General features: G+C 59.7%; 12 protein-coding genes and 1 pseudogene. 10 read left to right on the top strand and 3 right to left on the bottom strand.

The features are described 5' to 3' along the window. Nucleotides 1-6 precede the first annotated feature (6 nt). The 4 genes from B7X65_RS19985 (at nt 7) to nadE (ending at nt 2,964) form a co-directional block, all read left to right on the top strand. Nucleotides 7-405 carry an MgtC/SapB family protein gene (locus B7X65_RS19985; RefSeq protein WP_293596045.1) on the top strand — a complete coding sequence of 133 codons (399 nt, stop codon included), beginning with the start codon at nt 7-9 and terminating at the stop codon, nt 403-405. A gap of 97 nt (nt 406-502) precedes the next feature. Further along, complete coding sequence (locus B7X65_RS23930; protein ID WP_366557376.1) at nt 503-784, top strand: zinc ribbon domain-containing protein; 282 nt, start codon at nt 503-505, stop codon at nt 782-784. A 51-nt stretch (nt 785-835) separates the two neighbouring features. Further along, on the top strand, nt 836-1,780 hold the full coding sequence (locus B7X65_RS19990; RefSeq protein ID WP_293596046.1) for a cation diffusion facilitator family transporter: 945 nt from the start codon (nt 836-838) through the stop codon (nt 1,778-1,780). 362 nt (nt 1,781-2,142) lie between these two features. Beyond that, nucleotides 2,143-2,964, top strand: coding sequence for an ammonia-dependent NAD(+) synthetase (gene nadE, locus B7X65_RS19995; protein ID WP_293596047.1), 822 nt, complete (start codon nt 2,143-2,145; stop codon nt 2,962-2,964). Nucleotides 2,965-2,997: 33 nt separating this feature from the next. Here the strand turns inward: nadE and cadR are convergent, their stop codons facing one another. Further along, nucleotides 2,998-3,396, bottom strand: a complete 399-nt coding sequence (cadR, locus tag B7X65_RS20000; protein WP_293596048.1) for a Cd(II)/Pb(II)-responsive transcriptional regulator — start codon at nt 3,394-3,396, stop codon at nt 2,998-3,000. A 94-nt stretch (nt 3,397-3,490) separates the two neighbouring features. Between cadR and B7X65_RS20005 the strand changes: the two are divergent. The 5 genes and pseudogenes from B7X65_RS20005 to B7X65_RS20025 all read left to right on the top strand — a co-directional run. Beyond that, nucleotides 3,491-3,712 (top strand): annotated as a pseudogene (locus tag B7X65_RS20005) (heavy-metal-associated domain-containing protein); the annotation flags it as partial. A gap of 12 nt (nt 3,713-3,724) precedes the next feature. Further along, on the top strand, nt 3,725-6,589 hold the full coding sequence (locus tag B7X65_RS20010; protein ID WP_293596055.1) for a heavy metal translocating P-type ATPase: 2,865 nt from the start codon (nt 3,725-3,727) through the stop codon (nt 6,587-6,589). A 31-nt stretch (nt 6,590-6,620) separates the two neighbouring features. Beyond that, nucleotides 6,621-7,226, top strand: a complete 606-nt coding sequence (locus B7X65_RS20015; protein ID WP_293596049.1) for a phosphatase PAP2 family protein — start codon at nt 6,621-6,623, stop codon at nt 7,224-7,226. Further along, the gene (gene lspA / locus B7X65_RS20020; RefSeq protein ID WP_293596050.1) at nt 7,223-7,759 is read left to right on the top strand and encodes a signal peptidase II; all 537 of its coding nucleotides are present in this window, start codon (nt 7,223-7,225) and stop codon (nt 7,757-7,759) included. Before B7X65_RS20015 ends, lspA begins: the two co-directional genes overlap by 4 nt. Nucleotides 7,760-8,042: 283 nt before the next feature. After that, the gene (locus B7X65_RS20025; protein WP_293596051.1) at nt 8,043-9,995 is read left to right on the top strand and encodes an FTR1 family protein; all 1,953 of its coding nucleotides are present in this window, start codon (nt 8,043-8,045) and stop codon (nt 9,993-9,995) included. Nucleotides 9,996-10,298: 303 nt separating this feature from the next. Here the strand turns inward: B7X65_RS20025 and B7X65_RS20030 are convergent, their stop codons facing one another. Both B7X65_RS20030 and B7X65_RS20035 read right to left on the bottom strand, forming a co-directional pair. Next, entirely contained in the window at nt 10,299-10,628 is a 330-nt protein-coding gene (locus B7X65_RS20030) for a helix-turn-helix domain-containing protein (protein WP_293596052.1), read from the bottom strand. Next, entirely contained in the window at nt 10,625-11,008 is a 384-nt protein-coding gene (locus tag B7X65_RS20035) for a type II toxin-antitoxin system RelE/ParE family toxin (RefSeq protein ID WP_293596053.1), read from the bottom strand. Before B7X65_RS20035 ends, B7X65_RS20030 begins: the two co-directional genes overlap by 4 nt. A gap of 286 nt (nt 11,009-11,294) precedes the next feature. Here B7X65_RS20035 and B7X65_RS20040 point away from each other — a divergent pair. Further along, nucleotides 11,295-12,074, top strand: a 780-nt coding sequence (locus B7X65_RS20040; RefSeq protein WP_293596054.1) for a DNA-binding protein, incomplete at its 3' end; no start/stop codon positions are given.

The following is a 12,074-nucleotide window of genomic DNA, read 5'->3' on the forward strand; positions in this document are numbered from 1 at the left end:
TGGGCTATGACGCAAATGGACGTTGCTAACGAGCTTCTCTATGCCTTCCGGGTCTTCCTGGCAGCCGTGCTCGGGGGAATCAACGGCTGGGAGCGCGAACGAAGTGATAGTGATGCAGGCATAAGGACTTACATGGCGACCTCTATTGGTGCATGTGCCTTCAGCCTCATATCGACCCATGGCGGAGGCGATCCGCCCCGAATCGCGGCGCAGGTCGTCTCTGGCATTGGGTTTATCGGTGCCGGGGTGATTTTCAAAGGGAAAACAGGAAATCCTGGCCTCACTACTGCAGCAACGCTTTGGGCTACAGCAGCAGTCGGAATGGCGAGCGCATTCGGTATGTATGTATTGGCAGTTCTCTGCTGCGGGGCAATTTACAGAAAAGCGTGCAGGGCGGGAGAGTAATGGACAAGTCCCGCCCAGCGACCACGACTAATTTTGAGCAGATTGAGTTAACTTTTAGGAGAAGCGTATGAGCTTTCTTGGCAAATTATTCTCAAATATGAGCGGAAGCCATCATGGCGGGAACCGTGGCGGTCACGGAGGCGGCAGGCATGGATACCGAGAGGACGAGTATCGCAATCCACCGCCACCGCCCGTGCCGGCACCACCGTCTGGAGGTGGGGGCGTAGCGTGTTCATCGTGCTCAGGACTCAACGTGCCTGGAGCACGATTTTGCAGTCAGTGCGGCAAATCAATGATGCCAGGAAGCTGCATGACATGTAACGCAAGCATTACGGCGGGCGCAAAGTTCTGCCCCAACTGCGGAAAACCACAGTCGTAAATTGCCATTGGCTGAGGTTTCGCTAACGACCGTTTTTAGAAGGACTTATATATGAGCGAAGGTCATTCACATGCCGTCCCGGAGAACAAAAAGGAAACCACATTGTGGATAGCTTTTGGTTTGACTTCCACTTTTTTAATCGCAGAGGCGGTAGCCGGGGTTTTGCTAAACAGCTTGGCTCTTCTCGCCGACGCCGCTCATATGTTTACGGACGCTGCGGCATTGGGAATCGCCTTGGTAGCCATGCGCGTGGCGAGGCGTCCCGCAGATGCACGCCGCAGCTTTGGCTATTACAGATTTGAAATTCTCGCTGCCACCTTCAATGCCTTGCTGCTCTTTGCAGTGGCCATCTATATTCTTTATGAAGCGTACCAGCGCTTTCGAAGCCCAACGGATGTTCAGACCACCGGAATGATTGTGGTAGCCACACTGGGACTCATCATCAACATCATTAGTATAAAAATGCTTAGCGGGGGCAAGGACTCCAGCCTGAATATCAAAGGCGCATACTTGGAAGTCTGGAGCGACATGCTCGGCTCTATCGGTGTGATTGCCGCAGCTCTGATCATTCGTTTCACCGGCTGGGCATGGGTTGACACCGTGATTGCCGTAGGAATCGGCTTGTGGGTGTTGCCGCGAACTTGGATACTGCTCAAAGAGAGTCTCAATATTCTTTTGGAAGGCACGCCCAAAGGACTGGATCTCGATGACTTGAAGAGATCAATGCTTGCAGTCAACGGCGTAACCGGTGTGCATGACATTCACATATGGGTTCTCACCAGTGGAAAAAACAGCCTGACAGCGCATATCGTGCATTCTCCTGAAGTTCCGGCCGGCAAGGTAATTAAGGCGTTAAAAACCGTCGTTGCTACGCGCTTTGACGTGTTTCACACCACTTTTCAGTGCGAACTTGTGGGGTGCGCTCATACGGAGGACGGCTGCAACTTCACCGCGTATGAGCCGCCGCCAAGAGAAAATCCGCAACCAGCTGTTTAGCTTCGTCGGATTCTCCGAGTTTTCAATTGACTACAAATGGACGACGGCTTTCTATTCCCCGCCTGCCATATCCGGTTCAGAATCCGCGCGAGCGTTCCTGGGCGCGTCGTTCGTCAGCGCTCATGGACAAGTTTGGCTTTGCAGTGACTTCGTGGGAAAGCTTATCCGCCCTACGGCCTGGGACTTGGCTGGAGTCGCTGGCAAAGGCCGTGAGACTAAGATTGACGCCGCTGGCGCACCTGACGGGACGCATACCGCCCCCCAACGCTGGCACCGGCCGCATGGGTTGCTCGATAGCACCAGCTGGCCACCGGAACTGGATCGCGGAACCCTAGAACGTATGTAAACAGATAAGGATGTGCATGGCAGCCACTGTCGACCAAGTCCGTATCGCCGCAGAGCTGGGCGTGGCGCGCCATTTCGACGCGGCCGCTGAAATCGCCCGTCGCACTGCCTTTGTTGCAGGGTACGTTCGATCCGCCGCAGCGCACACCCTGGTGCTTGGTATCAGCGGCGGCGTCGATTCCACGGTGACCGGCCGGCTGTGCCAGCTGGCCGCCGAGCAGCTGCGCAGCGAGGGTCTGCAGGTGCGCTTCATCGCCATGCGGCTCCCCTATGGTATCCAGGCCGATGAAGCGGACGCGCAACGCGCGATAACCTTCATCGATCCGGACGAGAACTTAAGCGTCGATGTCAAGCCAGCTTCGGATGCTGCCCTGGCGGCGCTGCATGCGGGGGGACTGCGCTACACGGATGCGTTCCAAGAGGATTTCGTATTGGGCAACATTAAGGCCCGACAGCGCATGATCGCCCAATACGCTGTGGCCGGGGCGACCGGAGGCCTGGTGGTAGGGACAGACCACGCCGCGGAAGCCTTGATGGGCTTCTTCACCAAGTTTGGCGACGGTGGCTACGATATTGCGCCTCTATTCGGATTGACCAAGCGTCAGGTCAGGGCCATTGCATCGGCTCTGGGCGCCGATGCAGGCCTTGCGGGGAAAATTCCCACTGCGGACTTGGAAACCCTTCGACCTCAACGTCCCGATGAAGCAGCCTTGGGAGTCAGTTACGAGGTCATCGATGACTTTCTGGAAGGCCTGCCAGTTGACTTGGGGCCCTCTCAGCTGATCGCGACAACTTTCCGCCGCACAGCGCACAAGCGCGCGTTACCCGCTGCACCGTAGGCATAACGGCAGAGGTGCACCGGCTTTATGACGCTAAAGCGCCTGCGCCAAGCCATTGAGAATGCCGCATTCCCTGGCCGAACGAACGGTATCGCAGGAGTGACGCAGCTCGATCAGCTGTTGCTCCAGCGCCTTGAGCTCACGAATCTTGGACCTCACCTGAACAATATGGGCGTCGACCAGCTCGTTGACCTCGCCACAGTCCAGCTCGGGTCGATCGCGGAAAATGAGCAAGTTGCGGATCTCGTCCAATGTCATGTCACGTGATCGGCACCGGCGAATGAAAAGCAGGCGCTCCAGGTGATTTTCGTCGTAAAGACGGAAATTGCCTTCACTGCGCGCAGGTTCCAAAAGCAGGCCTTCTGCCTCGTAAAAGCGGATGGTCTGCACTTGGCAGTCGGCGCGTTTTGCGAGTTCTCCAATTCGCAGCATCTTGAATCCCCGCTAAAAAGCTTGACTCTATAGCAACTTTAGGTTGCTTAATATCAAATCTACTAGAAACCCCGCCTCACAAACAGGAATCCCCATGAGTCAAACGGCAACTTCATCCTGCGGATGCAGTACATCGTCGAAGTCCGACACGGCTACTTATTACATCGACAACATGGACTGCAAAAACGAGGAGGCGATGATCCGCAAGAGCCTGGGCGCGCTTGACGGTGTGAGCGCCCTGGCATTCGACCTTAAACAACGGACGCTGGCGATTACGCACACCTTGCCCTCTCTCAGCGCCGTTGAAGATGCCTTGCGGAGCATCGGCATGCGACCGCAGAGGCGAGCCGCTGGCCTGACCAAGACGCTCTACAGCATCGAGAACATGGACTGCCCAAGCGAAGAGGCTTTGATTCGCTCCCACCTCGGAAAACTTGACGGCATAGAAGCGCTCGAATTCGATCTCAACCAACGCACGCTCGTGGTGACCCATGATGAGCAAGCCCGCTCCAAAATGGAATCGGTGTTGGCTGCCATCGGTATGAAGGCCAAGGCTCAGGCCGACGGCGCTCCATCCTCTGACGACCGAGTGGTGTTTCAGATTGACAACATGGATTCCCGCTCTGAAGAAGCCATGATCCGGGAGCGTTTGGGGCAGCTGGACGGCGTAAAAACACTGGAATTTGACCTCCCGGAACGCAAGCTGGCCGTGACCTTGAACGCTGCAGCACCGGCGTCGATGGAGGCCGCTTTGGCGTCGATCGGCATGCGCGCCAAGCGGGCGGAGTCCGTGCAAGCACAGGTTGCCCCTGCTGTGACGGTAGCGCCTGACCGCGCGCCGGTGGCCCAGGCCGCCAAGGCCGGCAATGGGGTCACAGTCAGCTACCGTATCGAAAACATGGACTGCCCCACCGAGGAGGCCTTGATTCGTGATCGCCTGGGCAAGGTCAGCGGCGTTGCCAAGCTCGAGTTCAACCTGATGCAACGCGTGCTGACTGTTGACCACACCCTCCCTTCCTCCGAACCCATAGAGCAGGCTCTGGCCGCGATCGGCATGAAGGCGCAGCGCCAAGGTGCGGCCGGCGGCACCACGACAGTACTGCAGATCGCCAAGATGGATTGCCCGACCGAAGAAGGACTCATCCGAGGCAAGTTGGAGGGCATGACAGGGATCGCCGGCTTGCAGTTCAATCTGATGCAGCGCACCTTGACGGTCCAGCATTCACCTGAGGCCATTGCCCAAGCCGTCAAAGCCATCGAGTCGCTGGGATATGAGACGGTGGTGCAAACCACGGATGAACCACGTGATGCGTACTCGCCGGCGCCGAAGACCAACTGGCTGCCGATGATTTTTTCTGGGGTGGCGGCTGTACTGGCCGAAGTCGTCTACTGGGCCAACGGCGGCAACCACTGGGTGGTGGTCGCGCTCGCTCTGGTGTCCATCGCCACCGGCGGGCTCAGCACCTACAAAAAGGGCTGGATTGCGCTGAAAAATCTCAACCTGAACATGAACGCGCTCATGTCCATTGCGGTGACCGGCGCCATGGCAATCGGACACTGGCCCGAAGCAGCGATGGTAATGTTCCTGTTCGCGCTGGCGGAGGTGATCGAAGCCAAGTCACTGGACCGCGCCCGCAATGCGATCCGCGGCCTCATGGAGCTGACACCGGCCACCGCCACCGTCCGCCAGGCCGACGGCGCCTGGTTGGAAGTGCCGGCCAAGGAGGTTGCCCTGCAGGCTGTGGTACGGGTCAAGCCCGGAGAGCGCATTGCCTTGGACGGCATCATCGCCTCGGGCAGTTCCGCGATCAACCAGGCCCCCATCACTGGTGAGAGCCTGCCAGTCGAGAAAGCCGAGGGCGACCAGGTCTTTGCCGGCACCATCAATGAGACTGGCTCCTTCGAGTACAAGGTTACCGCTGCCGCCAATAACTCGACGCTGGCACGCATCATCCACGCCGTCGAGTCGGCCCAAGGTAGCCGCGCGCCGACCCAGCGTTTCGTCGACCAATTCGCCAAGGTCTACACACCCGCCGTTTTCGCGGTGGCGCTGCTGGTGGCGGTGGTCCCGCCCTTGGCCATGGACGGACTCTGGCTTGACTGGATCTACAAGGCGCTTGTGCTGCTGGTGATCGCCTGTCCCTGCGCCCTGGTCATTTCCACCCCGGTCACCATCGTCAGCGGCCTAGCCGCCGCAGCGCGGCGCGGCATCCTGATCAAGGGCGGTGTTTACCTGGAGGGGGGGCGCAAGCTCAAGGTGTTGGCCCTGGACAAGACAGGAACCCTGACCCACGGCAAGCCCGAGCAGACCGATTTCGTTACGCTGAGCGGCGACCAGCCAATGGTGCAGCGCTGGGCGGCCAGCCTGGCCGCGCGCTCGGACCATCCCGTGTCCCAGGCCATTGCCAGGCATGCCAAGCAAGCCGCAACGCAGGCCCTGGAGGTGCAAGACTTCAAGGCGCTGCCCGGGCGGGGCGTCAGCGGGCAGATCGCAGGCACTTTGCTACACCTGGGCAACCATCGACTGACCCAGGAGCGCGGCTTGAGCACGCCAGCGTTGCAGTCGACGCTGGAGGGATTGGAGCGCCAAGGCAAGACAGCGGTCATGCTGATGAACGAGTCGGTGGTGCTGGGGATTTTTGCCGTGGCGGACACGGTCAAGGACAGCAGCAAGAAGGCTATCGCGGACCTTCACGCCATGGGCGTGCGCACCGTGATGCTGACCGGCGACAACCAGCACACAGCCAACGCGATCGCCGCCCAGGTCGGCATCGATGAGGCCCGGGGTGACCAGCTTCCCGAGGACAAGCTGCGCACCATTGAAGGCCTGGCGGGCGGCCAGGGCCAGGTCGGCATGGTCGGCGACGGCATCAACGATTCGCCGGCGCTGGCGCGCGCAGACATCGGTTTCGCCATGGGCGCCGCCGGCACCGACACCGCCATCGAGACGGCCGACGTCGCCCTGATGGATGACGACCTGCGCAAGATCCCCGCGTTCATCCGGCTCTCGCAGAAGACCGCGCAGGTGCTCACGCAGAACATCGTCTTGGCTCTGGGGATCAAGGTGGTCTTTGTGGCGTTGACATTCACTGGTCAAGCCACCATGTGGATGGCGGTATTTGCCGACATGGGAGCGAGTCTGCTGGTCGTCTTCAACGGCTTGCGCTTGCTGGGAAAGAAAGATGCAGCGTGATTGAACTCAGTTCTGCGTGCTGCGGTCGGTCATGGACCTGAAGCTCGCCCTCTACGACTGGTATGGCTGGAACCGCGACTTGTTCCAGGCGATCAACGGCAGCCTGCCCGAATCAGCCGCGTTTCTGGCGCACATGGGCAGCGCGCTGGGCAGCTATTGGGCTGCGCCCCTGATGTTCGCCGCCCTGGTGGTCTGGGCGCTGTGGGCCGGTACCCAGGGTCAGCACGTGTTTGCCAAACGGATCTCCGCCCAGGCGCAGCGCTTCGGCTGGGCTTGCCTTCTGGCCTTGGCAGTCGCAAGCCTGCTGAAGTGGGGGGTTGATTGGGCTCGGCCAGCCACCGATTTGGGAGCCGTCGCTCGGGTTTTAGCGCCCGTCGAGCCGAGGCACAGTTTCCCCAGCGGCCATGCTGTGTATGCCGCACTGGTCCTGGCGGCTCTTTGGCCAATCTCGAACAAATTCGCTCGGCCTGTGCTGATCGCTGCGCTGCTCTGGGCGGGTTGGGGACGTATTGCCATGGGAGCCCATTTCCCCGCCGACGTCCTGGGCGGCTGGCTGGTGGGACTGCTCTGTTTCGCGGTTGCCGCCGCATTCACGGGCAGAACAAAAACATTTTCAACCTTCGAGAAGACCTCATGACTGCTACAAAAACGCGCTACACCTTCAAGGAGCGTTTGGTCACCGGCTGGATCTGGTGGTGTCTGGGCGGGGCGATTGCGCTGGGGGACTTCGCCACCAAGCAACTGGTGCGCATGACCATGCCACAGGGGGATCAGATACCGCTCACTGGTTTCTTCAACCTGGTGCATGCCAGCAATGCTGGCGCCGCTTTCAGCATACTGGCGGGCGCTGGCGGATGGCAACGGTATTTCTTCACCGTTATTGCCGTAGTCATTTCTGCCTGGCTGGTATGGATGCTCAGTTCGGCACTGACTCGCATTGAGGCTCTAGCGTACAGCCTGGTACTGGGTGGCGCGATCGGTAATGCCGCAGATCGGATCATGTATGGCGTGGTCACTGATTTCCTGGATTTCCATTGGCGTAACTGGCACTGGCCCGCCTTCAACTTGGCCGACGTGGCTATTTGTGTCGGCGCCCTGGCGCTGATAACCGCTGCCTTCTTGGGCACGGCCGGACGGGCAGAACCGGAACACATGAACGATTCTCCTTGAGGGCGTGGAGGTTAAAGCGGCTGTTTGAAACGATGCAACCGAAAGATCGACCGCCTTGGTCAACAAGATGACTGATTCCACAGCTGGGGACCGCACCTCCTTTCCTTTCCCGAGGATTGAATTCAGGCGCTGATCTTCACCATGCGTGTGGACATTTTTGTGTCGCTCTGGGTAGTGATAGGTATTGGCAGGCTAGTCGCAGGACCGATGTCAGGCTGGCACACAAACTAATTAGTCCGACTGTAGCTAAAATGATAATGATTCATATTCTCACTACAAAAAAATGAAATTGCTTACTCTCCTCGGTGGAAGATCCCTGGCGATCGCGACGGTGCTCGTTATGGCGTCGTTATCGCCAGCTTGGGCCGCAGGCTCGCCTGTAAGCGATAAAGCGAAGCAGACTTGGCAGTTACTCGACTATGTTGCCGTCGACTACGGAAACGCAGTGCGCGATGGCAAGGTCGAGCAAGCCGCAGAATACGAAGAGATGAAGGAATTCGCTGCGACCGCAGCGCAGCAGCTCACTGGGCTTCCAGGCACGCCAATGCTTCCCGAGCTTCAGCGCCAAGCATCGAAGCTGATCGAGCTCATTGCGAGCAAGGCCGACCCGAAAGCGGTGGCAGAGGCCGCCCATGCGATGGCCGCGGCATTGCTAAAGGCTTATCCATTTCCGGTTTCTCCCACTAAGGCGCCGGATCTTACGCGCGGCGCTATGCTTTTTCAGTCCAACTGCGCGGCATGCCACGGCGAACGTGGCGCGGGCAATGGTCCCCTTGGAGCACGGCTCGAGCCAGCGCCTACGGCCTTCACGGACCGGGATCGGGCCCGCAATCGATCGCCGTTCGCGCTGTACCAAGTCATGACCCAAGGCGTTCAAGGTACGGCCATGGCGAGCTTCAGGGAAAGTTTGTCCGACGACGATCGTTGGGCCCTGGCCTTCTTCGTGGGTGGGCTTTCTTACTCCGATGCCGATCGCTCGGCGGGTGCGACGCAGTGGAAAAACGACCGGCGTGCCAGACAGGCCGTGGCCGGTCTGGAGGCGGTCTCCCAGCTTTCTGAGAGTTCCTTGGCTGTCAAATTGGATCCGGGAACCGCACCGTTGATCGTCGCCCATCTGCGCGCCCATCCAGGGGACGCCGCAGCTTCGCAGCAGGGTACGGCGGCGACCAAGGCCAAGCTTCAAGAAAGCCTGGCAGCCTTCACGCAGGGTGATCGCCAACGGGCAAGTAAATTGGCCTTGTCGGCGTATCTGGACGGCTTCGAACCGTTGGAACCGTCGCTCAGGGCTCGCGATGCAGCCTTGTTGACCCAGATCGAGACCGCTATGGGGGCGTACCGGAACGCCCTCGGCGCCGGGGACCGAGCCAAGGGCGAGGAAGCCGAACAATCGCTTCAGTCGCTGCTGGACCAAGCGGAGACGGCCCTGCAGCCCAGTGACAACGATGCGCTCACGACCTTTTTGGCGGCGTTGACGATTCTTCTGCGCGAGGGCCTAGAGGCACTGCTTATCGTGGTCGCGATGATCGCATTCCTGCGAAAGGCCAAGCGTCCCGATGTCTTGCGCTACGTGCACGCCGGTTGGACACTGGCCCTCGCGGCTGGCGGTCTCACCTGGTTCGCTGCAACCTACCTTGTCAGCGTAAGCGGCGCGAGCCGTGAACTCACCGAGGGATTCTCTTCATTGTTTGCCGCCGTCGTGCTGCTCGGCGTCGGCATCTGGATGCACCAGAAGAGCGTTGCAGGGCGCTGGCAAATCTACCTCAATGAAAAGCTGTCGCACGCGCTGAACCAGCGAACAGCGTGGTTCCTTTTTTCACTAGCATTCATTGCGGTCTACCGCGAGGTCTTCGAGACCGTGCTGTTCTTCGCCGCGTTATGGACAGAGGACAACGGACTGCCACTGTTGGCGGGACTCGGGATCGGTTCGGCTTTACTGGCATTGCTCTCCGTGGTCCTTCTGCGTACCAGTGCACGCCTGCCAATTGGAAAGTTCTTTGCGATAAGTTCTTTGCTCATCGCAGTATTGGCAATCGTGCTGGCTGGCAAAGGTGTGGCCGGGCTCCAAGAAGCCGGCCTCCTGAGCTTCTATCCGGCTCCCATACCACGCGTTGAACTTCTTGGGATCTATCCTTCTTGGCAAACTGTGTTTGCCCAACTCGCTGTTCTGATCATTGCCGTTGGAGGCTTCATTGTGAATCTGCGGCCAACCAAGGTGTCCCAGCGTCCATCGGCCTGACCCCGATCCCTGCGGATGCCTCACACCAAAACCCTCTGGAGATCGCGAGAGGAACAGGCTTGGCTCGATGTGGCTCCGGTGGGCCGGGAATTTGGCAGCCCTGACTGTGAGCGTCTCGAAATCTTGGACCATTACGCGACGGACCGCCTGAGCAGCGACGAGGCCATGCGGCGACTCGGGCTGAAGAACCTGCAGGAGCTTCATCAACTGATGCTGGCCGCACACTTGATAGTTCCCCGATTCAATGCCCAACAGCCATAGATAGGGCTATTAGGGGCAACCGGAGCGCAAGGATGGACCCGATCAGGCGAACTGAAGTTCAATCTTGCCGGCGCGGCGCCGTATCGGGCCGACCACGATCTTCACGTCGTGGCCCAGCCTGGCCACCAGCTCCAGCAGCTTGGCTTCACTGACGCCGCGGAACTGGCCGCGCGTGATGCGCGAAACTTTGGACTGATCAATGCCCAGCAGCGTCGCCGCATCCTCTTGCGTCAGGCGGCGCGCCTTGATTGCACGAGCTATCTCGCCGGCCAGCTGGGACTTGCGCTGCATCTCGGCCGCGTCGGTGTAACCCAGGTCGGCGTAGACGTTGGTGCTGCCTTCTTCGATGGTGATTTCGCTGTGCTCATTCATTTGCGTGCTCCTTGCTGTGCCTGCCAAACCTCAAAATCCTGCTTCGCGGCTTTCAGGCGAGTATTGATCAAGTCCAGATCCGGCTTCGGCGTGGCGATGCCGCTTTTGGACTTCTTCTGAAAGCAGTGCAGCACATAGACCCAGCCGGCGAACTTGACGGTGTAGACGGCCCGGTAGGTATCGCCCTGGTGGTCCTCGACCACCTCCAGCACGCCGGCCGAACCGAAACCCGTCATGACCTTGGCATCCTGGTGTTTGCCGCCGGCTTGGGCTAGGTCGATGGCATGTCCAAAAACGTCTTTGACATCCTCCGGCATCCCATCGAGGTCGCGCTTGGCGGAACTGACCCATTTGATGGGCTTGCGGGCTTGCTTCGACATCGCCTAAATTATGCCTGTTTAGGCATAACCCCGTCAAACTTTGCGGGGACCAAATTTTGGCGGCCGCTGTTTCCGCCTGGGCGCATCACGCAAGCCAATGGCGCCGAATGGGTGATTACGTCCGCCCCATACCAGCGCCCCGGCTCAACCAGCCCAAAATTTGCCTTCACATTCGATAATCCAGCATTACCCAACGTTAGCTTTATCGAAAAGCTCAACTTATTGACCTCATAAATGGTATGTAATATCATGGTACATACCACGGTACGAAATAAAGAGGTGAGCCATGGCCAGAGCCGGAATCTACAAGTCGGAAGTGCTGCGTGCCCGCGATAAATTGCGGGCCACGGGGCGCAATCCGTCCATCGATGCGGTGCGCGAAGAGCTAGGCAGCGGCTCCAAAACCACCATCCATCGTTACCTGAAGGAGATCGAGGAAGAGGAAGGCGGGGCCACCGGCAGCCGCGTGGCCGTCAGCGAGGCCATCCAGGACCTGGTGGGCCGCCTGGCGGCCCGCGTCAACGAGGAAGCGGAAGCGCGGGTCACCGCGGCGCAGGCCAGGCACGCCGAGCAGCTCAGCCAGCAGCAGCAAGCCGCCGCGGCCCTGAAAACCGAGGCACAGTCCATCCGCGGGCAGCTGGAGCAAACCCAGCGCACCCTGGCCGATGAAAAGACCGCTCACGGCAAAACCAGCGAGGCGCTCAGCACTAAAACCCTGGAAAACACGCAGCTCGCTCAGCAGGTGGCGGATCTGCAGGAGCGCATCGCGGCCGAAGAACGCCATCGCCAGTCCCTGGAAGAAAAACACCAGCATGCGCGCCAAGCGCTGGAGCATTTCCGGCAATCCACCAAGGAGCAGCGCGACCAGGACCAGCGCAAGCATGAGCAGCAGGTGCAGTACCTGCAGGCCGAGTTGCGCGCCGTGAACGAGACCTTGGCTACCAAGCAGCAGGAGGCCGTCCACACGCTTCAGGACAACGCGCGCCTGCTGGGCGATTTGTCTCGCGCCCAGGGCGATCTGCACCAGGCCCACGAAGAGGTGCGCGGCCTGCGGCCGCTCAAGGAT

This window comes from Polaromonas sp. 39-63-25, from assembly GCF_002278925.1.
GTDB lineage: Bacteria > Pseudomonadota > Gammaproteobacteria > Burkholderiales > Burkholderiaceae_C > Polaromonas.